This is a genomic window from Thermoanaerobacterium butyriciformans, assembly GCF_017874545.1.
Taxonomy (GTDB): domain Bacteria; phylum Bacillota; class Thermoanaerobacteria; order Thermoanaerobacterales; family Thermoanaerobacteraceae; genus Thermoanaerobacterium; species Thermoanaerobacterium butyriciformans.
Genome location: NZ_JAGGLT010000040.1, coordinates 1 through 22316, shown reverse-complemented (window position 1 = coordinate 22316; position 22316 = coordinate 1). Strand labels below are relative to the sequence as shown.

The window sequence follows — 22316 nt, the reverse complement described above, 5'->3', positions numbered from 1 at the left end:
TACATTAAATCTTAATGAACCGCCGTATACCGAACGGTACGTACGGTGGTGTGAGAGGACGCTGAATAAAATAATTATTCAGCTCCTACTCGATTTTAGCTTAATTTTTTTCCTTCTATTAAAAAACCAACAGGCACATCCATTACTGCGTTATCATTTAAAAAATTGATATTGGCAGATTTTTTATTTGGATTTAGAGAATTTATCCATACAGGATAGCCATCATAAATAACTTCATAATTCGATGGAGAATTATATATTTCCTCAGCTCTTTCAAAGTTCATCAAACCAACTCCTTTCGTGAATAGTATATATTTGCATGTTTAAACTTATACTTTAATTTGATAGATTTATAGATTGTTTTTATACAGGCAAAATGTTGACTTTTTAATATTATGTTAATATAATAATAATAGATTTATCTCCTACCGATGGGGGGTATACATCGGGTCATCTCATATTAGTATAAATTGATAAATTTAATAAGAGGGTGTTGTATATGCTGAGTTTTATAAAGGATAGGAGTGAATTTGAAGACATAAGAAAAACGGAAGATTTCTTCATGTTGATGTTCTATTCAAATAAGTCCCAAAAAAGTTTGGAAGCATTAGATAATTTGAAGAAATTCAGTGATAAAAACAAAGATGTAAAAGTCTATGCAGTAAATGCATCAGATGTTAGAGATATTCATACAGAGTTTGGCATTACTGCTGTTCCAGCACTGATAACTTTTAGCAGTGGGAAAGTGCAGCAGGTAGTCTACGGTGTTCAGACGGAAGATTATTACGACAGATTGCTTACTACATCACCTGTAAAATCAAGTGATGGCTCTAAGAAGTACCACAGAGTTGTAGTATATACATCTCCATCATGTCCATGGTGCAGTGCTACAAAGTCGTATTTAAGGCAGAATAATATACCATTTAGAGAAGTCGATGTGACGAAAAATCCTGGTGCTGCTGAAGAGCTTGTAAGGAGAAGTGGACAGAGAGGCGTACCGCAGACAGACATTGATGGAACTATTGTGGTAGGTTTTGATAAGTCAAGATTAAATGCGCTATTAGGTATACAAGGATAATAAATTTATTAACATTATTATAGAAAGGATGATGTATTATGGAAAAGATACAACCAGTAAATGGCAATGCGCTGATAAGATTAGAAGACACAGAAGGTGATAAAAAAGTAGGTGGCATAATAATACCAAGGAATGCCCAAGAAAAGCTTCATGAAGGTATTGTGGAAGGACTTGCCGCCGGTTCCACTGACGAGATAAGCATAGGAGATAGAGTCATATATAAAGAATTTTCTGGCACAACAATAAAGCACGGAGATGTTGAGTATTTGATAGTGCCAGTAGATGATATAATAGCTAAATATGTTGATGTTGATGAGATATAGCCGAGACTTATTCTCGGTTTTTTTATTGCCATTATGAATTACATTATTTTACATAACATGGAAGTATATAAAAGACAAACTTTGAAAATATATTTATTGATTTTTTTTCATATTAGGGTATAATTAAAACATGGAAGTAATCCCATTAAAATAGTAGGAATTAAAAAGGGAGTGTAAATATGAAGGATACGTTGTTAGAAATAAAAAATGTTAAAGCAGAAGTGGACGGCAAAGAGATATTGAAGGGGCTAAATTTAACTATTAAAAGAGGAGAAATACATGCTATAATGGGACCTAACGGCAGTGGCAAAAGCACGCTGTGCAATGTAATAATGGGAAATCCTCATTACAAAGTAACAAACGGCGAGATACTGTTTGAAGGCGAGGATATTGTCAAACTTAAAGTAAATGAGAGGGCAAAGAAGGGAATATTCTTGTCTTTTCAGTCACCGGAAGAGATACCGGGGATTACGGTAGATAATTTCATAAGGACTTCATTAAGTGCAGTTACAAATAAAAACATGCCTATGCTTCAATTTGCAAAAAGCATGAAGGAAAAAATGGATATGCTGGATATGAAACCGGAATACAGGACAAGATACTTAAATGTGGGTTTTTCTGGCGGTGAAAAGAAGAAAAGCGAGATTTTACAGATGGCCATGCTGAATCCTAAGCTTGTTATGCTAGATGAGATAGATTCTGGCCTTGACATAGATGCCTTAAGGGTTGTGGCTGAGACAGTCAGGAAGTTGAAGACAGACGATATGTCAATACTTATAATAACCCACTACAATAGAATACTTGATTATCTGGAGCCGGATGTTATCTCTGTCCTTGCAAATGGTAGAATCGTAAAAGAAGGAGATAAAAATCTTGCAAAGGAGCTTGAGAAGACAGGATATGAAAGCATCTTAGACGAAGTCATGTCTTAGAGGGGTGAATTAAATGAAAAAAACCATTGTAAATGATATAGATTTTTCCAGGTACAATATCAAAAACGAAGTTAGATACTCGTACAAGACAGAGAAAGGTCTTTCTAAAAAAATTGTTGAAGAAATATCTGAAAGGAAAAACGAGCCAAAATGGATGAGGGATTTTCGCTTAAAATCTCTTGAAATATATGAAAGTAAACCTATGCCTACATGGGGTGTTGATTTAAGCGAGCTTGACATAAATTCAATTGTGGCATATTTAAGCCCTGATACGAAGATGAAAAACTCATGGGATGAAGTGCCTGAAGACATACGAAATACGTTTGAGAAGCTTGGCATTCCTGAGGCAGAGAAAAAAGCGCTGTCCGGCGTTGGAGCACAGTACGATTCGGAAGTCGTGTACCACAGCATAAAAGATAATCTTGCTAAACAAGGCGTAATATTTGAAGATATGGATACGGCTTTAAAGAAGTATCCTGACATAATAAAAGAGCATTTCATGACCAAGAATGTTACACCAAATGACCACAAGTTTGCAGCCCTTCACGGTGCCATATGGAGCGGTGGAACATTCGTGTACGTCCCTGAGAATGTAAAAGTAGAGGTGCCGCTGCAAGCGTACTTTAGGATGAATGCACCTGGAACAGGTCAATTTGAGCACACCCTTATAATAGCTGATAGAGGAAGCGAAGTAAGATTCATAGAAGGGTGTTCAGCGCCACAGTATGCAGTATCCAATTTACATGCAGGATGTGTTGAGCTTTTTGTAAAAGAAGGCGCAAGGCTTATATATTCAACGATTGAGAACTGGAGCAAGAACACGTACAACTTAAATACAAAGAGAGCACTGGTTGATAAAGATGGCGTAATAGAGTGGATATCAGGCTCATTTGGTAGCCACAAGACGATGCTTTATCCTTGTTCTGTCCTAAGAGGAAAAGGTGCTAAGTCTGAATACACGGGTGTGACATTTGCAGCAAAAGGTCAGCATTTAGATACGGGCTCAAAGATGATACATTTAGCACCGTACACATCATCAAAGGTGTTGTCAAAGAGTATATCAAAAGATGGAGGAATTACAAACTACAGAGGGCTTTTAAAAATAGGTCCAAATGCTGAAGGTGCAAAGGCATCTGTACAATGCGAAGGACTTATGATTGATGAGATATCGAGATCAGATACTATGCCTATTATAGAAGTATTAAATGACAATGTTGATATAGGACATGAGGCAAAAGTAGGAAGAATCAGCGATGAACAGATATTTTACCTTATGACGAGAGGTTTAAGTGAAGATGAAGCAAGGTCAATGATAGTTAGAGGATTTGTAGAGCCTGTGGCGAAGTCACTTCCACTTGAATACGCAGTTGAGCTTAATCGCCTTATAAAGCTTGAGCTTGAAGGCACAATCGGATAAAGGAGATGTTTCTATGATTAAATCGTTAGATTACAATACAATACAAGAGCTTATAAAAAGCAGTGGAAGCGAAGAGAAAGAACTTAGAGTAAAGGGATACGAAGTTTTTTCAAAAGTGCCTATGCCTATGTGGAAGAGAGTAAAGCTTAATGATGTCCATATTCCTTACTACAAAGAATACAAAAGTGCAATAATAAAGAATGAAGAGCAAGATGGCCTTGTTACAAATTTTATAACAAAAGCTTTGATGGATGATGACTTAAACTCATTAAACACAGCCTTAAAACGGAATTTCGGCGTAGATGATAAATTTAAAAATATGGTATTGGCATTTTACAATACTGGCTTCAGTATAAGGGCATTGCCTAATTCAAATATAAAATTGCCTATCGCGGTTAATTACGCTGTAAATGGTGACGATGATACGATAATAGACTTAAATCTCATAATAGCGGAGAGGGCATCAAACATGACAGTAATGTTTGACTACAGCTCTGAAAAAAGAGGGTTTCACAATGGATTAACCGTCGTCATAGCCAAAGACGGTTCTAATGTAAACATCGTAAAAATCCAAAGGCTCAGTGATGATTCTTCGAATTTTGACAATAATATAATAATAACAGGAAATGATGCATCAGTTAGATGGACGCAGGTTGATCTTGGTTCAAGAGTAGACGCATACGATATAACGGCAGAACTTGAAGGGACTGGTAGCAGCGCTTACTTAAACTCAATATTTTTAGGCACAAAGAATCAAAGTCATGACATGTCATACAAGGTAAATCACATAGCGCCCAGAACAGAAAGCAATGTTGATGTAAAAGGCGCCTTGAAGGATACGTCGAAGGCTGTATTTAGAGGAAACTTAGATATGAAGCGAGGCGCTAAAAAGGCAAAGGGAAATGAAAGCGAAGTAGTTCTTTTGCTTGATAAGACAGTTAGATCTGATGCCATACCTGCTCTTTGGTGTTCTGAGGACGATGTCCAAGCAAACCATTCTGCCAGCGCAGGACAAATTGACGAAAATAAGCTTTACTACATGATGTCAAGAGGTTTAAGCATTGACGAAGCAAAACTTTTAATGGTTGAGGCAAGTTTTAATCCTGTTATTGACACACTGCCAAGTGATACTATGAGGGAATCTATTAGAGACTACATTGGAAGGAGGATTTCGGGCTGATGCTTGATATTTTAAAGATAAAAGACGATTTTCCTATTTTAAAGACATCTCCACATGGGAAAAAGCTCATCTATTTTGATAATGCGGCAACGACACAAAAGCCAACGCAGGTTGTAGAGGCTGTTGCTGACTACTATAAAAAGTACAATGCCAATGTGTACAGAAGCCCTCACTATTTAAGCACTTTGTCGACAGAAAGCTATGAAGAAGCCAGAGAAGCCGTAAAAAGGTTTATAAATGCGAAAACATCTGAATCAATAGTTTTTACTCGCAATGCTACAGAGTCCATAAACTTCATTGCCTACACATGGGGGCTTAAACATATTGGCGAGGGAGATGTGATAGTATTAACAATAGCTGAGCATCACAGCAACATCCTTCCATGGCAGATGGTTGCGGAGAAAAAAGGTGCAAAGCTTAAGTATGTCCACCTTGATGAAGATTCTAGGCTTGATTTAGACGAGTTTAAAAGGACTATCTCAGAAGGGCATGTGAAATTAGTTGCAGTACAGCATGCATCGAATGTATTAGGCATAATAAATCCTGTGGATGAAATCATAGATTTGTCTCATAGAAACGGTGCAAAAGTCTTAATAGATGGTGCACAAAGCATACCTAATATGAAGATAGATGTAGAGAAGCTTGGATGCGATTTTTACGCATTTTCCGGTCATAAAATGTTAGGACCTATGGGAATAGGTGTGCTGTATATAAAAGAAGATCTGCTGGATGACGTTCCTCCATTTTTAAGTGGAGGAGAAATGATAGATGAGGTTTTTGAGGACCATTCTACATTTGCACCATCACCTCTTAAATTTGAGGCAGGGACCCCAAACGTAGAAGGCGCATATGGCCTTATAAAGGCGATTGAGTATATTGAGGGTATAGGGCTTGACAATATTTTAAAGCATGAGCAAGAGCTTACAGAATATGCATTAAGCAAATTAGTTGAGATAGACTATGTGAAACTGTACGGACCGAAAAATGCTGAAAATAGGACGGGCATAATATCTTTTAACGTTTTAAATGTCCATCCACATGACGTTGCCACGATACTTGACCAGGATGGCATAGCAGTAAGAAGCGGTCATCACTGTTGTCAGCCTCTCATGAGGTATTTAGGTGTTCCAGCTACAGTGAGGGCAAGTTTTTACATTTACAACGACAAAAGCGAAGTCGATGCATTTGTGGATGGATTAAAAGATGTTAGGAAGTGGTTTAGATGAGCGATTTAAATCAGCTTTACTCAGAGATAATAATGGAACACTATGAAAACTCACCAAATAGAAGAGAGCTGGAAAACCCTACGATAAAAGAGAGAGGCCACAATCCCCTCTGTGGTGATGACATAACGCTGGAGCTTAAGATGAATGGCGATGTGATAGAAGATGCTTCATTTGTAGGACATGGCTGCGCCATAAGCCAAGCTTCTACATCTATGATGTGCGATCTAATTAAAGGGAAAAATAAAAAAGAAGCCTTAAAATTGGTTGAGAAGTTTATCGATATGATTCACAAAAAAGATGTGGACCTTGATGAGCTAGGGGATGCACAAGTACTGCAGGGTGTATCTGATTTCCCAGCAAGAGTAAAATGTGCACTATTGGCGTGGAAGACCCTAGAGAAAATTATATAAAATGTATTACGCTTTAACATTTGTTAAGGCGTTTTTTTATTGATTAATTTTTTAGAATAAATGATTTCATCATTTTACTATTTATATCCTTCATTTATTTATAAATACTAAAATTCTCTCGAAAATTTTTAAAATTATTTGTAAAAGTTTAGAAGGAAAATGTAGGATTTTGTAGAATATATTACTTAAAAATATTTTTTTAGTGGACATATTATGGAAATGTTATGTGTTAATATAGTGTTATGGAGGCATGAAAATGAGGGTAATGTTAGAGTTTATAGGTGATAAAGACTTGCATCTTCCAATACAGTACAACCACATAGTGCAGGGATTAATATACAACAACATGACAGATGGAGATTTTAGTGCATTTATGCACGATGAAGGATTTAAGCATGGCAAAAGGAAGTTTAAATTATTTACGTATTCTAGGTTAGAAGGAGAATTTAGGCTTCTAAAAAAAGAAGAAAAGATTGTATTAAAGCCGCCTTTCAGGCTTACAATATCATCTCCAATTGACGAATTCATATTTGATATTTCTCAAAATATGTTTAAGAAGGATTTCTGCACTTTTAACAATCAAACATTTCAGCTAAGCTCTATAAATATAGAAAATCCTCCTGTATTTAGAGATAGAGCTAGGATAAAGTTTTTGTCGCCTTTAGTAATGTATTCTACTATTGAGGATAAAGGGATTAAATATACTTATTACTATTCCCCTTGGAATGACAACTTTTCTGATCTTTTGCTTAATAACCTTATTAAGAAGTATGAAGTCATATATGGGGAGGGTGTAAGAGATCCATATTTTAAACTTTATCCCATAGGCAGAGAAAATATGAAGTATCAAAAAGTTATGAAGTACAAAAACACAGTCATAAAGGGCTGGATGGGAATTTATGATGTTGAATGCAACCCTGATCTTTTGAAGGTTGCATACTACTCAGGCCTTGGAGCTAAAAACTCGCAAGGGTTTGGCTGCTTTGAAATATTGTAGAAGGAGGTGCATATAGTGCTTTATATATTAAACCTATATAACTTATATGAAAGGAAGTGATGTAATGTTAGAAGCTATAAGAGAAATAGGTAGCGTAGTCTTAAAAAATGGTGACAGCGAGCTTTTAAAAGAGCTTACAGTGGAAATCAAAAGGTCCAAAAATTCTCAGTATATAGTTATTGCCGATATCAATACTGAAACATATAAAGTTATTTTTGAAATTGAAGAACTTAAAAAAGAATCTGCAATTAGATATTTGTGGGTTGGTAATGCATCAGCACCACAAGGCTCACAATGGAGAGTTACAACGAATAGCATTGAGTATTTATGTTCACAATGTTTGCCATCATTATATGAAGTAATTAGCGAAGGTGAATTGAAGGAAAAACTGAAGAAAATTTTAGATAATGATATAGTCAGCTTTTCAAATAATATTGGTAAAAGATATAGATATGTTTGGGATTTAACAAAAATGGGGATTGATGAATCATTTGATGCACAAAAATTAGAGGCTGATACATTGAATAACACAAAGAATAAAAAGGATTTAGAAAAGAAATTAGTATCACAGGTGGCAAAAATAATTGAAAATTATATAAAACATAAATTTGATCTGAATAAAAAAGATGAAATATCTCTGTATACATTGAAAATCGATGGAGAATTCGTTTGTGATAATAAAGATTATGTTGATTTAATTTTTAAAGATAAAATAGATGATATCTTTGAAAACAGTAGTGAAGGTATTTGCTCATGTTGTGGAAATAGGGGAAAGGCTACATCTGAGATGAAAAGATTTAAGTACAAATATTACAATACTAATAAGATAAATTTTTCATCTTTTATTACTGGCAATTTTGATAAAAATTATAAACTTTGCCTTGACTGCTATAAAGATATATTGGTAAGCGAGGTATATATTCAAAATAATTTAAATTCTACAATAGGTGGACTTCCACTGTATATCATACCGGGATTTATTTTTGGTTTAAATATTGATAAAGATTATTTAGACGGATGGTCTAAATATATAAAATACAATTTAAATACTGCTGCATCTTTTAGCGATATTAAAGACTTTGAAAGAGAAATAGGAAGGTATATAAATTTTGAAAGTAAAAGTAACAATTACATTTTAAATTTGCTCTTTTATAGAAAAAATCAGCAAGAATTTAAAGTATTAAAATTGATAAAAGATATTCCGCCAACAAGAGTAAAAGAAATGATATATGCGACTAACAAAACAAAAGAATTAGGCAAAAGATTGTTAGATGATTCAAAGTTGTGGAGTATTGACCTTAATAAAATATATTACTTAATACCGCAAAGGAAAAGTGGCGTAGATCTACTTGAGTATTCAAAGCTTTTAGAGATTTATGACAGCATTTTTTCAAGAAGGCCAATATCAAGACAGTTTTTAATTGATAAATTTGTTGAATTGATAGGTATATATATCTTTGGGAAATACAATTTATATAATATTAATAATCCTGGTGAAAGGCCTGAAGATAGAGACAGAGGGATTATACAATCATTATTGCAGGCTAATTTATTGATGCATTATTTATGCACACTAGGAAATTTAAAAGGAGGGGAAGCCATGGATGTAAATACATTAGATATATCTCAGGAGCATAAAGAATATATAAACGAAATGGGTTATAATGAACAACAGGCAGCAATGTTTTTATTTGGATGTTTAATTTCAAACGTTGCGAATGCGCAATATAATGAAGGTCATAAAAACAAACCAATACTTGATAAGCTGACATATCAAGGAATGAATATTAACAAAATTATGAGGCTTACAACGGAAGTTTTTGAAAAATTAAAACAATACAAGGTCTTGTCATTTAATGAGGGATTGTTTGCTCAAATGAAGAATTTGCTTGATAAAAACTTAAATTATTGGGAATTGACAGACAGAGAGAATGTGTTTTATATCCTTTCAGGATATTCATATAACACATACAAAATTTTAAAATCTGGGAAAAAAGAGAATAATGAGGAGGTAATTTTAAATGAACAATAGTGAAATCTTATTTATCTATGATGCAAAATTATGCAATCCAAATGGTGATCCTGATGATGAAAACAGACCAAGAATGGATTATGAAAGAGAGAGAAATCTTGTAAGTGATTTGCGACTAAAAAGATACATAAGGGATTATTTAGAAGAAAATGGTTACGAAATCTTTGTTACAAAACCAGATGGAAAAACAGTAAATGCTACAGATAGACTTAAATTATTAATAGAAAAAAGTAATAAAAAAATAGATCTAAATAAATTTAAAGAAGATGATGTGAGCTGGCTTCTATCACAGCTCATTGATGTAAGGCTTTTTGGAGCTACGATGCCTATTAAATCTGATACTGCTAAAGGATCATCGTTAGTTTTTACAGGACCTGTACAATTTAATTGGGGTTATTCATTAAATAAAGTTAGACTTGTTGATTCAAACGGTATTACATCACATTTTAGTTCGGAGAGAGAAAATAGTCAGGGTGCAATGGGCAAAGATTACAGAGTATACTATTCTTTAATTGCATTTCACGGTATTATAAGTGCATCAAGGGCGAAGCATACGATGATGTCTGATGGAGACATTAAATTGTTAGAGGAAGCAATAATAAAAGCTATACCTCTTCAAGCCACAAGGAGCAAAATTGGACAATATCCAAGATTGTTTGTAAGAGTTGAGTATAAAGATAACGGGTTTATGATAGGTGATCTTAGAGATTGTGTCGAACCAGATAAAGTTGATGAATTAAGAGAGATTGATGATTTTAAACTTGATATTACACGACTATCAACTGTATTAAGAGAAAATGCAAATAGAATAAATAAAGTTTATTTTTGGCAAGATGAAAAACTTGTAACAAAATCAAATGGCAATGAAGGGCGATTTGACAAATTAATAAATCTTTCGGATGATATGATTCAAGAAATCAAATATTAACATCCAAAGGGGAATAAAAATGTATAATATAGATAGACTGATACTCTTTGACATAAAAGGGCCTATGGCACATTTCAGAAAATACTATACAAATTCCTCATCTCTTTCATATGCTTTTCCTCCAAGGACAGCGATAATGGGCATTATTGCAGGTATGCTTGGATATGAGAGAGATAGTTACTATGATTTGCTTTCATCAAAAAATTGCCATATTGGTATAAGCATTATAAACTCAATTAGGAGTATCTATAAAACTGTAAATTATATAAGTGTTATATCTAAAAATGACGTCAATGGTATAAATGGACATACGCAAATTCCATTAGAAATAATAGTTCCGAATGATTTAAAAATCAATAATCTATGCTATAGAATATACTTTTGGCATCAAAATAAAGAAGTAATGGATGATATTGAAAAAAGACTTGTTGAAAAAGATTTTGTATATCCTATTTATTTAGGATTAACAGAATTTATAGCAAATGTGTCTAATTATCATGTATTTAATAAGGGGGAAATAAGAGAAAAAACAAGCAAAGATTATGTAAAGATTTCAAGCGTTTGTAATTTAGACAATGTTGAAGAATTTGGTTTAAGCTTTAAGACAGAAAATACAAATTTACAATATGTAAAAGAAATAATGCCCTTGGACTTTACAAAAGAACGAGAATCTATGATATCAGCGTATTTCTTATATGAAAAGAATCAGGGTTTTCAAAACATCAAATTAAAATCGCCATATATAGAATTAGAGTATAAAGGCAACATAGAAAATATCACGTTTATGGAGGCATGAATATGGATTTTTATTCACATATTCAGAACGAAGATAATGAAACAACATTTAAAAGACTTTTAAGAGATCATTTAAATGATGTAGCAGAAGCAATAAAAGATGATACTGCATATGTCTATAATGATGCGCTACTCAGCAAAATAGGGTATTTAATAGGAATAGGTCATGATTTCGGCAAATATACAACCTTTTTTCAGAAATATCTTTTAACTGGAGAAAATCAGTTGAATTTACAGAGGCATGGATTTATCTCAGCGGTATTTACAGCTTATCAAATAATGAGATTAATTGATTTAAATGAGGGTAGATATATGTATCTACCCCTTATAGCATATTTTGATGTTTTGCATCATCACGGTGATTTAAATTCTTTTAAAGATGATATTATAGATAGTCAAAGCCTTGAAGATGAGGATTTTATATATGTTGATGAGAGAATGCGCGACAAACTGATTATAATGAAGGAACAGATAAAAGATATAATAAAAAATAAAGAGGATATTCAAAGAGAGTATGATATGTTACATGAGGGTATAAATATTACAAATTTTTGTTCAAAGTGGCTTGAAGTACTACATGAAATCGATAGAGAAAGATATAAACTATCAATGGAAGATAAAGAATTAAAATCATATGTATTTTCATTACTTTTATTTTATTATTCTGCTTTGATTGACAGTGATAAAAGAAACGCTGCTGGTGTTAGATACACGGAAAGGAAGAAGATTCCTCAAAACATTGTTGATGATTTTAGAAAATCTAGGTTCAATATAAATTCAAAAGAAGGTATATTTGGCTTGAGAAATGAGATTTATAATAAAACAGTTGATAAAATCCAAAAAGTGAATTTAGATAAACATATTTTTACTTTGACTGCGCCGACGGGTACTGGTAAGACATTAGCATCATTTTCAGCTGCAGTTAAGTTAAGACACAGAATCGAAAATGAAAGAGGGATAACACCTAGAATAATATATTCCTTACCGTTTACAAGTATAATTGATCAAAATTATGATGTAATAGACGAAGTTTTATCTCAAATAGATGATTTTAGTAGAGATAAAAGCGCGTATTTAATCAAACATCACCATCTTTCAGACGTAAAATATAGGTATGAAAATGAAGATAGACCTGTTGATGAATCATTAATGCTTGTCGAAAGTTGGAATTCTGAAGTAATTGTAACTACATTTGTACAATTATTGCACACGCTTTTTGGATATAAAAATAGGTTTTTAAAAAAGTTTCACAATATTGCCAATTCGATTATACTTTTAGATGAGGTACAAAACATTGATGTAAAATATTGGCCTGCAATAAATACTATATTACATATTATTACAAAAGAATTACATTGCTATATAATTTTATTGACAGCCACAAAACCATTGATATTTGATGAAGAGGATGCAATAGAATTACTTGATAATAACGAAAAATATTTCAAGGCTTTAAATAGGGTTAAACTTATAACAGATTTAAAGTCTAAGAATTTAGATGAATTGGTGGATATATTTATAAATAATTATAATGAAGGAAAATCATATTTAGTAATATTAAATACAATAAAATCTTCATTAAATTTTTACAATCAGCTTAAAAGTAGATTGAACATTAAAAATACTAACTTTTACTATTTGTCTACAAATATTGTGCCAAAAGAACGGTTAAATCGCATAAATAAAATTCGGGATGAAATAAAAGAAGGTAAAAAAATAATTGTTGTATCAACGCAAGTTGTTGAAGCTGGTGTTGATTTAGATGTAGATATTGTAATAAGAGATCTTGCACCTATCGATTCAATCGTACAAGCTTCTGGAAGGTGTAATAGGGGAAATTTAAAGGGAATTGGAAGTGTTTATGTATATAATTTATCCGATAAAAGAAGTTATTCTTCTATGGTATATGGTGCCGTAAGCATAGACAGTGCCAAAAATGTATTGAGAGATGAGATTGAAGAGGAATCATTTTATGATATGATAAACCAGTATTTTGAAATAGTAAAGCAAAAAAAAGACTTAAGTGCTTCTTCTGACTTGATAGAAGCTATTGATAATTTTTGCTTTGACGGTGGTGAGAATGTTAATAGTATATCGAAATTTCATTTGATAGACGAGAAAGCACAATATGTTGATGTGTTTATTCAAGTAGATAAAAATGCTATATCAACATGGGAAAAATATGAACAAGGTGTTTTACATGAAAAAGATTTTAAAAAGCGCCAAGAAAATTATTTAAATATTAGAAGTGATCTTAAAAGTTATATAATTTCAGTTCCATTAAAACTTGCGAAAAATATGATTAGTCCAACCAAAAATTCTTCATTGTTTCTATTGCCATATGAAAACTTAAATGATTATTATTCTTTAGAAACAGGGTTTAATCGGAATATAGATGACGATACTATACTTTTCTTTTAATAAAATGGATGAAAATAATAAATTTTTCATTATTCTTCTTAGAGAAGAGGTATTGCTTTTATGAATATTGATGAAAAACAAATAAATGGGACACTTATATGGTACTACTATGTATGTAAAAGAGAAGTTTGGCTTATGGCACATAATATAGTAGCTGATCAAGATAATGAATTTTTGGATTTAGGTAGATTCATACATGAAAAGTCTTATGATAGAGATAGAAAAGAAATTTCTATTGGTAATATAAAACTTGATGTGCTAAAAAAGAATGAGGAACAATTGATAGTTGGAGAAGTCAAAAAAAGCAGCAAATATGCTGTTAGTGCGAGAATGCAATTATTATTTTATTTATCAAAGATGCGGCAGATGGGTGTTACTGCAAAAGGACAATTATTATTTCCAGAAGAAAAAAAGAGAGAAGAAGTTATATTGGATGATACTGCTATAAAAGAGATTGAAAATGCAGAAAAGGCTATATATGAAATTATGAATAGCGATGTTCCACCTAAACAAATAAAGATACCATTTTGTAAAAACTGTGCTTATCTAGAATTTTGTTGGTCTTGAGAAGGAAGGTACTAAAATGAAGAAAAGTATATATGTGTTTAATGATGGAGAATTTAGAAGAAAGGATAACACCGTATTTTTCGAATCCGAAAATGGCAGGAAGTACTTACCAGTAGAAAATATAAATGATATATTTGTATATAGCGAGGTTAATTTTAATAAGAAGTTTATAGAATTTATTTCTCAAAAAGAGATTTTGATTCATTTTTTTAATTATTATGGATATTATACGGGTACGTATTATCCCAGAGAACATTATAACTCTGGATATATGATTTTAAAACAGGCAGAACATTATTTAGACAATAGTAAAAGATTAAAAATTGCATTAAGTTTTGTAATGGGAGCTGCAAGAAATATACAACAGGTTTTAAGGTATTATCAAAATAGAAATAAAGATATCAGTGATAAATATGATTTAATTGATAAATTGAAAGAGAAAATTTCGGATTGCAAAAACATAAATGAACTCATGGGTATAGAAGGTAATATTAGGGATTATTATTATAGATCATTTAATGAGATAATAAATAATGATAGTTTTAAGATTGAGCAAAGAAACAAAAGACCTCCACAGGATCCTTTGAACACTTTGATAAGTTTTGGCAATTCTTTAATGTATACTGTTGTTCTTAGCGAAATTTATAAAACACATTTAGATCCGAGAATTGGTTATTTACATTCTACGAACTTTAGAAAATTTACTTTAAATCTTGACATTGCAGAAATATTTAAACCTATAATAATAGATAGACTGATATTTTCTTTAATAGACAAATCAATGATAACGGAAGATGATTTTTCTAAGACTTATGAAGGATTATTATTGAGCGAAAAGGCCAAGAAAACATTTGTGGCAAGTTTTGATGATAAACTTAAAACAACTATAAAACACAGAGATGTTGGTAAAGAAGTATCATATCGCATGCTAATACGTATGGAACTATATAAACTTGAAAAACATTTGATTGAGGAACAAGAATATAAGCCATTTATAGCGAGGTGGTAGATATTATTTAAGATATTATGGACATTATACTAAATGTTGCTAAAATTAACTTGGGAAATGATTTAAGGGAATAACAATGTTCATAATATTGGCATACGATATTGGTGAAATAAGAATAGCAAAAGTATTAAAAACATGCAGAAAAATATTTAAATTGGGCACAAAATTTCGCGCTCGAATGTGTAATACATGTATAAATTTTATTAAATTAAAGACTGTATTAAAAATAACAAAGTAGATATTATTATACGGATAAAAATATGTCGTCGAACCTAGATAATGTGAAAACAACCAAAGATCGACGACATATTTTTGTGAGATGAATTTTCTTGATATTTATAGATTTTTGTTATATCATAATAATGTAAATGAAAAAAGTAAATTAAAATTATCAATTACAGAAAATCTTGAAATTGTGATTTTATGCAAGTAATACGAGTTTTTAGCCTACCTATAAGGAATTGAAACTAACAAGCTAGCAGAACAGCAAGAAAAGCTGGACAAGGTTTTTAGCCTACCTATAAGGAATTGAAACTTCATCAAATCCGTAAATCCGAGGCCCGTAGATTGGGTTTTTAGCCTACCTATAAGGAATTGAAACTATTACGGCGTCGCTGAGGTAGATTCCGCCTTTGCGTTTTTAGCCTACCTATAAGGAATTGAAACTTGAAAATTCTAATCCTATTTTAATTCTCGATTTCCGGTTTTTAGCCTACCTATAAGGAATTGAAACCCGCAGAGTCCGGAAGCCCATCAGAAGATATAGACCAGGTTTTTAGCCTACCTATAAGGAATTGAAACCAACATTAGAAGCATGTTGCTTGCGCTTCCCGGGCTTTGTTTTTAGCCTACCTATAAGGAATTGAAACCTCGCATAAGGCATGATTACGTTGCACGGAAAAGCAGTTTTTAGCCTACCTATAAGGAATTGAAACATTCATATGTTCTTTCATCAACGTCATTGGATTTACGTTTTTAGCCTACCTATAAGGAATTGAAACTTCCTGAAAATCCTGCAAAAGAGGTGCAAGATCCGCGTTTTTAGCCTACCTATAAGGAATTGAAACTTTGGCACCAACTTCAGACCAACTCTCACAATACCAAGTTTTTAGCCTACCTATAAGGAATTGAAACTTGGGACGGTCTCATTGACGACCTCCGCATCTCCAACGTTTTTAGCCTACCTATAAGGAATTGAAACCTAACCCAACTGATTGGCATTACTGGGCATTTATTTGGTTTTTAGCCTACCTATAAGGAATTGAAACACCGCATTGAACAGAACGAGGTTGAGCTTAAGAAAGCGTTTTTAGCCTACCTATAAGGAATTGAAACATCATTTGGAGGCAACGGATGATGAGAATCTGATTGGGTTTTTAGCCTACCTATAAGGAATTGAAACTATCATTTTTAAGAAATATTTCTAACCTATTTTTACGTTTTTAGCCTACCTATAAGGAATTGAAACTTGGTATAGGTTTCAAATAAGGTGGTATTCCGGGCGGTTTTTAGCCTACCTATAAGGAATTGAAACTGCAGCTTTGTTATCACAGCATTTAAAGTTGTTTCGAGTTTTTAGCCTACCTATAAGGAATTGAAACCATACAATATATTCCAATCGCCTCCGCTAAAGCCGGTTTTTAGCCTACCTATAAGGAATTGAAACTTTTCAGGCATATCGGCTATGCCTCAGACCAGAGGCGTTTTTAGCCTACCTATAAGGAATTGAAACTTCGCTCATTGTATACAATTTCGCCGCTACTCCCAAGGTTTTTAGCCTACCTATAAGGAATTGAAACTTCTCTCAAACATTCAATCACCGCCCTTATAAAGCTGTTTTTAGCCTACCTATAAGGAATTGAAACTCATCATCAAAAAAGGATATTTGCTTCGTCTGTTCCGTTTTTAGCCTACCTATAAGGAATTGAAACGCAGCAAACTTGGTGGTATGACGCAGGAACAGCGTAAGTTTTTAGCCTACCTATAAGGAATTGAAACCAAACTTTTTGGCTGGCATTTGGAACGGGATAGTATGTTTTTAGCCTACCTATAAGGAATTGAAACCTGGCATGACATATGCAATAACAAAAGGATCAGGATGTTTTTAGCCTACCTATAAGGAATTGAAACCATAATGATAAAGAAAGTCACGTGAAGTCACGTGACAGTTTTTAGCCTACCTATAAGGAATTGAAACATTGTGTTAGTGTTGGATTATCAGTACCCCATACATGTTTTTAGCCTACCTATAAGGAATTGAAACTCTTGGGCTTCAAGGATATTCGGCACAACTGAAGAAGAGGTTTTTAGCCTACCTATAAGGAATTGAAACACAAAAGATGTAGAGCTTAGATATACATCAAGCGGAACGTTTTTAGCCTACCTATAAGGAATTGAAACCTCATAATATAATGGTTCTCCTTTGTAATAATCTTTGGTTTTTAGCCTACCTATAAGGAATTGAAACTGTGCAGAACACCATAGAGGGAATGATAGCCCACATAGGTTTTTAGCCTACCTATAAGGAATTGAAACTAGTAGCGGTAAAGTTCATCACGTTAACATACAGTTGTTTTTAGCCTACCTATAAGGAATTGAAACTAATCCCACTATTTGAAAAAATACTATTACTATTAGGTTTTTAGCCTACCTATAAGGAATTGAAACATTATCTGTTGAAAGTCAGACCAAATGATAGGATGACGTTTTTAGCCTACCTATAAGGAATTGAAACTCTCGTATACCTTGCTTGGATCGTCATTAAGTAATACGTTTTTAGCCTACCTATAAGGAATTGAAACGCGGTATATATCCGCCAACTGATGTTATTTTAGAAGGTTTTTAGCCTACCTATAAGGAATTGAAACCTGTTGTACCACCTCCTGCTGCCATGCCTTTTTCATAGTTTTTAGCCTACCTATAAGGAATTGAAACAGTAAATTGCATGAAAAAAAGAACCTTTGGGCTCTGTTTTTAGCCTACCTATAAGGAATTGAAACACAATAGGCGTATTGGATATATGGAACTTAACATCTGGGTTTTTAGCCTACCTATAAGGAATTGAAACTTGTACCGAAAGTAATATTGAGATTATCCTTCAATGTGTTTTTAGCCTACCTATAAGGAATTGAAACTTTTATGCAGAAAGGACGGATATCTATGGAACTTGAAGGTTTTTAGCCTACCTATAAGGAATTGAAACCTTTACCTGTCAAAAACACATTAGAGCCTGTGTTAGCGTTTTTAGCCTACCTATAAGGAATTGAAACTACAGGGAAAGTACGATACGAGAAAAATAAATTATTAGGTTTTTAGCCTACCTATAAGGAATTGAAACTGGGGGGACGACTGCCAGAGGGAAGCACGACATTGCCGTTTTTAGCCTACCTATAAGGAATTGAAACTAGAGTGGACCATCAAGTATTAATGGATATAATTAAGTTTTTAGCCTACCTATAAGGAATTGAAACATCAAATACAAATGGGAATGACGTATGACCAAGTGAAGTTTTTAGCCTACCTATAAGGAATTGAAACTATGTAGGCAATGCGGTGCGCTTGTTCCCGAGAATGAGTTTTTAGCCTACCTATAAGGAATTGAAACTTTTTTATCACAAAAGTATATAATATAAATATATAACGTTTTTAGCCTACCTATAAGGAATTGAAACATAGAAGCATTTACATTTTTTGTAGTTATGGATATAGTTTTTAGCCTACCTATAAGGAATTGAAACGCATAATATTCACCATAAATGGTTTGTCTTGATAATGTTTTTAGCCTACCTATAAGGAATTGAAACCAGAAATAAATTTTGATGATCTACCATTTTAAATTTGTTTTTAGCCTACCTATAAGGAATTGAAACATTCTGTAACAGGACAAAGTGTAGTAAATAATCATGGTTTTTAGCCTACCTATAAGGAATTGAAACTAAAACAATGGGATCGTAAATGAATTTTTACATATGCGTTTTTAGCCTACCTATAAGGAATTGAAACCATGCTTGATGCTTTGAGAAATGCGATTCACAATTAGTTTTTAGCCTACCTATAAGGAATTGAAACTAGAAAATGCCGGATTGCAAAATGTGCTATACTGTGGTTTTTAGCCTACCTATAAGGAATTGAAACACATGGGAAGAAGGCGGAGATGTTAAGATGTTTGAACAGTTTTTAGCCTACCTATAAGGAATTGAAACATAAGTATTGTGTTTGATTAGACCATGATCTTGTTCCGTTTTTAGCCTACCTATAAGGAATTGAAACAAAGACAAGATTTAGGTAATTTCTCTATGACAATCGGTTTTTAGCCTACCTATAAGGAATTGAAACGGTCTAGTATCAACAAAATTTATTTGTTGTGGATATGTTTTTAGCCTACCTATAAGGAATTGAAACTGCTTGTATCCGCATTAGGAATGGTAATCATTCCTAGTTTTTAGCCTACCTATAAGGAATTGAAACCTTCAAAATAGTCAAACAAGTGTTCAACTTGATATGTTTTTAGCCTACCTATAAGGAATTGAAACATAGATGTTTGAATAACTGAATAGCCTCGCACTGCAGTTTTTAGCCTACCTATAAGGAATTGAAACCACTTAGGCCTAAAATATGAAATTGAAAGTGAAATTAGTTTTTAGCCTACCTATAAGGAATTGAAACTTTGATTTAGATGGGACGTCAGTTCCAGAATTAAATGGTTTTTAGCCTACCTATAAGGAATTGAAACTGGCAGTACCTAGGGCTATATATGCTGCTGCGGCTGCGTTTTTAGCCTACCTATAAGGAATTGAAACTAGACTCAGTCAAGGACGCTAACTTTTTGAGAGAAGAGTTTTTAGCCTACCTATAAGGAATTGAAACACATGCTTTGCGCATATAGTTCCATAAAATCAGAACCAGTTTTTAGCCTACCTATAAGGAATTGAAACACTGTTCCTCGTGAGTGGCTTGGGGAGCAGTTTTTTATGTTTTTAGCCTACCTATAAGGAATTGAAACAAAGTCGTAAAAAAGAGGCTGAAGAATTCCAAGATTGGTTTTTAGCCTACCTATAAGGAATTGAAACTTTGTTCTGCTTTCAAACTTGCAAGCTCAAGCTCTCTGTTTTTAGCCTACCTATAAGGAATTGAAACGCTCATCTCTAAGCGTCTGTGTGTCGTATTCGTACAAGTTTTTAGCCTACCTATAAGGAATTGAAACCTGTTTGTCATTAAATAAATGTAAAAGTATTTTTCGTTTTTAGCCTACCTATAAGGAATTGAAACTACTCAGCCTTCAGATTATAATCCTCCCAGTAGTGGGTTTTTAGCCTACCTATAAGGAATTGAAACTTGTGAAGCAAAAGGCGCTGGGTGGCACCTGATGACCGTTTTTAGCCTACCTATAAGGAATTGAAACGCTAATAAAGATGTGACATTGAATCAAGTAGTAGGCGTTTTTAGCCTACCTATAAGGAATTGAAACAATCGCCCTCTGTTGCATCAACACGAAGATCATGCTGTTTTTAGCCTACCTATAAGGAATTGAAACAAAGATTGGGAATACCGATAACGCTAAAAGGTATCTCTGTTTTTAGCCTACCTATAAGGAATTGAAACTGCCGCGTGGAAATAACCAGTATGGTTCGGATGTGTGTTTTTAGCCTACCTATAAGGAATTGAAACAGAACGCATTTCCACAATGGAGTTATGGACAATATTTAGTTTTTAGCCTACCTATAAGGAATTGAAACCGGGATTTTGGATACAGCAAAAACGCTAGCGCAGAGGTTTTTAGCCTACCTATAAGGAATTGAAACTAATCCTTCACTATGACAAAAAGTATCTGCATGCGGGTTTTTAGCCTACCTATAAGGAATTGAAACACCCATTTTTGCGAATTTCTATCAATGTCGAGGACAGTTTTTAGCCTACCTATAAGGAATTGAAACCAACAAAATTTGAAAAATAAACAGCTATTTCATCTAAGTTTTTAGCCTACCTATAAGGAATTGAAACTAATTAGAATGGAATATTTTCTTCGTCTATTTTTGGGTTTTTAGCCTACCTATAAGGAATTGAAACTGATGTTGTTGGCAAAAATGAAACAAGTATCATTACAGGTTTTTAGCCTACCTATAAGGAATTGAAACGCAACGTTGTATGCTTGTGCCAATTTGTCATTTCCGAGTTTTTAGCCTACCTATAAGGAATTGAAACCTGTTAGCGGTACCGCCTTGACACTCGTCCAATGCGGTGGGTTTTTAGCCTACCTATAAGGAATTGAAACTCTAATGTTCCATATTTTTTTGCCTCAATATTATTGGTTTTTAGCCTACCTATAAGGAATTGAAACTTCTTTGGGGTCGTATTTGTAGTTTGAGAGCTCCTCGTTTTTAGCCTACCTATAAGGAATTGAAACCATACTTCACCATTTCTATATTCACACACCATCATAGTTTTTAGCCTACCTATAAGGAATTGAAACATCCATTAGGTGCAGTAATATTAAATTCTTCTTTTGCTGTTTTTAGCCTACCTATAAGGAATTGAAACATGTTGGGAGCACTTCATTTGCCTGAAATCCTAGTGGTTTTTAGCCTACCTATAAGGAATTGAAACTGGCTGGGGTGCAACTGTAAAGATACAAAACACGAATAGTTTTTAGCCTACCTATAAGGAATTGAAACTTTTTTATTTCCTGCTTTTGCAGGTTGAGCGTTGCAGGTTTTTAGCCTACCTATAAGGAATTGAAACTCAATAATCCTAATGACGCAAAATTTTTGGCAGATGGTTTTTAGCCTACCTATAAGGAATTGAAACTGCTATCACTGCCTTTGCCCATTGCTGCCATTGCATCGTTTTTAGCCTACCTATAAGGAATTGAAACATGGAATTCCTTGTAGACGAGCAGGAACAAGCTAAAAGTTTTTAGCCTACCTATAAGGAATTGAAACTTTGTCATAGCTCCGGTTTGTTTTGAACCACCTGAAGTTTTTAGCCTACCTATAAGGAATTGA

The 22316-nt window shown here is 33.3% G+C and carries 15 protein-coding genes and 1 CRISPR repeat array; of the genes, 14 read left to right on the top strand and 1 reads right to left on the bottom strand.

The window, feature by feature from the left end:
* Positions 1-95 precede the first annotated feature (95 nt).
* Positions 96-284: an H-type small acid-soluble spore protein gene (locus J2Z80_RS13830; protein WP_209454911.1), complete on the bottom strand. Its 189-nt coding sequence runs from the start codon at positions 282-284 to the stop codon at positions 96-98.
* A gap of 215 nt (positions 285-499) precedes the next feature.
* Between J2Z80_RS13830 and J2Z80_RS13825 the strand changes: the two genes are divergently transcribed.
* The 14 genes from J2Z80_RS13825 (at position 500) to cas1b (ending at position 15315) form a co-directional block, all read left to right on the top strand.
* A complete protein-coding gene (locus J2Z80_RS13825) occupies positions 500-1078 on the top strand; it encodes a glutaredoxin domain-containing protein (RefSeq protein ID WP_209454910.1) in 579 nt (192 codons plus the stop codon).
* Between the two features lie 38 nt (positions 1079-1116).
* On the top strand, positions 1117-1401 hold the full coding sequence (locus J2Z80_RS13820) for a co-chaperone GroES (protein ID WP_209454909.1): 285 nt from the start codon (positions 1117-1119) through the stop codon (positions 1399-1401).
* A gap of 179 nt (positions 1402-1580) precedes the next feature.
* Positions 1581-2333: a Fe-S cluster assembly ATPase SufC gene (gene sufC / locus J2Z80_RS13815; RefSeq protein WP_209454908.1), complete on the top strand. Its 753-nt coding sequence runs from the start codon at positions 1581-1583 to the stop codon at positions 2331-2333.
* 13 nt (positions 2334-2346) lie between these two features.
* Positions 2347-3750 (top strand): Fe-S cluster assembly protein SufB, encoded by a 1404-nt coding sequence (sufB, locus tag J2Z80_RS13810; RefSeq protein ID WP_209454907.1) that lies wholly within the window; start codon positions 2347-2349, stop codon positions 3748-3750.
* Between the two features lie 13 nt (positions 3751-3763).
* On the top strand, positions 3764-4930 hold the full coding sequence (gene sufD / locus J2Z80_RS13805) for a Fe-S cluster assembly protein SufD (protein ID WP_209454906.1): 1167 nt from the start codon (positions 3764-3766) through the stop codon (positions 4928-4930).
* On the top strand, positions 4930-6156 hold the full coding sequence (locus J2Z80_RS13800) for a cysteine desulfurase (RefSeq protein ID WP_209454905.1): 1227 nt from the start codon (positions 4930-4932) through the stop codon (positions 6154-6156). The genes sufD and J2Z80_RS13800 overlap by 1 nt, the downstream gene beginning before the upstream one ends.
* Positions 6153-6566: a Fe-S cluster assembly sulfur transfer protein SufU gene (gene sufU, locus J2Z80_RS13795; protein WP_209454904.1), complete on the top strand. Its 414-nt coding sequence runs from the start codon at positions 6153-6155 to the stop codon at positions 6564-6566. Before J2Z80_RS13800 ends, sufU begins: the two co-directional genes overlap by 4 nt.
* Positions 6567-6822: 256 nt before the next feature.
* Complete coding sequence (gene cas6 / locus J2Z80_RS13790; protein ID WP_209454903.1) at positions 6823-7563, top strand: CRISPR-associated endoribonuclease Cas6; 741 nt, start codon at positions 6823-6825, stop codon at positions 7561-7563.
* A 46-nt stretch (positions 7564-7609) separates the two neighbouring features.
* Positions 7610-9595, top strand: coding sequence for a TIGR02556 family CRISPR-associated protein (locus J2Z80_RS13785; RefSeq protein ID WP_209454902.1), 1986 nt, complete (start codon positions 7610-7612; stop codon positions 9593-9595).
* Positions 9585-10523: a type I-B CRISPR-associated protein Cas7/Csh2 gene (cas7b, locus tag J2Z80_RS13780; RefSeq protein WP_099253037.1), complete on the top strand. Its 939-nt coding sequence runs from the start codon at positions 9585-9587 to the stop codon at positions 10521-10523. The genes J2Z80_RS13785 and cas7b overlap by 11 nt, the downstream gene beginning before the upstream one ends.
* A 19-nt stretch (positions 10524-10542) precedes the next feature.
* Complete coding sequence (gene cas5b, locus J2Z80_RS13775; protein ID WP_099253035.1) at positions 10543-11319, top strand: type I-B CRISPR-associated protein Cas5b; 777 nt, start codon at positions 10543-10545, stop codon at positions 11317-11319.
* A gap of 2 nt (positions 11320-11321) precedes the next feature.
* Entirely contained in the window at positions 11322-13739 is a 2418-nt protein-coding gene (cas3, locus tag J2Z80_RS13770; protein ID WP_180773228.1) for a CRISPR-associated helicase Cas3', read from the top strand.
* A gap of 60 nt (positions 13740-13799) precedes the next feature.
* Positions 13800-14306, top strand: coding sequence for a CRISPR-associated protein Cas4 (gene cas4 / locus J2Z80_RS13765; protein ID WP_209454901.1), 507 nt, complete (start codon positions 13800-13802; stop codon positions 14304-14306).
* Positions 14307-14322: 16 nt separating this feature from the next.
* Positions 14323-15315, top strand: a complete 993-nt coding sequence (cas1b, locus tag J2Z80_RS13760) for a type I-B CRISPR-associated endonuclease Cas1b (RefSeq protein WP_209454900.1) — start codon at positions 14323-14325, stop codon at positions 15313-15315.
* Between the two features lie 438 nt (positions 15316-15753).
* A CRISPR array of direct repeats spans positions 15754-22253; the repeat unit is 30 nt; unit sequence GTTTTTAGCCTACCTATAAGGAATTGAAAC.
* Between the last annotated feature and the right edge of the window lie 63 nt (positions 22254-22316).

Coding starts and splice junctions, on each gene's coding strand:
- J2Z80_RS13800 (WP_209454905.1), top strand. CDS start 4,930: ATGCTTGATATTTTAAAGATAAAAGACGATTTTCCTATTTTAAAGACA.
- J2Z80_RS13785 (WP_209454902.1), top strand. CDS start 7,610: ATGAAAGGAAGTGATGTAATGTTAGAAGCTATAAGAGAAATAGGTAGC.
- sufD (WP_209454906.1), top strand. CDS start 3,764: ATGATTAAATCGTTAGATTACAATACAATACAAGAGCTTATAAAAAGC.
- cas5b (WP_099253035.1), top strand. CDS start 10,543: ATGTATAATATAGATAGACTGATACTCTTTGACATAAAAGGGCCTATG.
- sufU (WP_209454904.1), top strand. CDS start 6,153: ATGAGCGATTTAAATCAGCTTTACTCAGAGATAATAATGGAACACTAT.
- sufC (WP_209454908.1), top strand. CDS start 1,581: ATGAAGGATACGTTGTTAGAAATAAAAAATGTTAAAGCAGAAGTGGAC.
- J2Z80_RS13830 (WP_209454911.1), bottom strand. CDS start 284: ATGAACTTTGAAAGAGCTGAGGAAATATATAATTCTCCATCGAATTAT.
- cas7b (WP_099253037.1), top strand. CDS start 9,585: ATGAACAATAGTGAAATCTTATTTATCTATGATGCAAAATTATGCAAT.
- sufB (WP_209454907.1), top strand. CDS start 2,347: ATGAAAAAAACCATTGTAAATGATATAGATTTTTCCAGGTACAATATC.
- cas3 (WP_180773228.1), top strand. CDS start 11,322: ATGGATTTTTATTCACATATTCAGAACGAAGATAATGAAACAACATTT.
- J2Z80_RS13825 (WP_209454910.1), top strand. CDS start 500: ATGCTGAGTTTTATAAAGGATAGGAGTGAATTTGAAGACATAAGAAAA.
- cas4 (WP_209454901.1), top strand. CDS start 13,800: ATGAATATTGATGAAAAACAAATAAATGGGACACTTATATGGTACTAC.
- cas6 (WP_209454903.1), top strand. CDS start 6,823: ATGAGGGTAATGTTAGAGTTTATAGGTGATAAAGACTTGCATCTTCCA.
- J2Z80_RS13820 (WP_209454909.1), top strand. CDS start 1,117: ATGGAAAAGATACAACCAGTAAATGGCAATGCGCTGATAAGATTAGAA.
- cas1b (WP_209454900.1), top strand. CDS start 14,323: ATGAAGAAAAGTATATATGTGTTTAATGATGGAGAATTTAGAAGAAAG.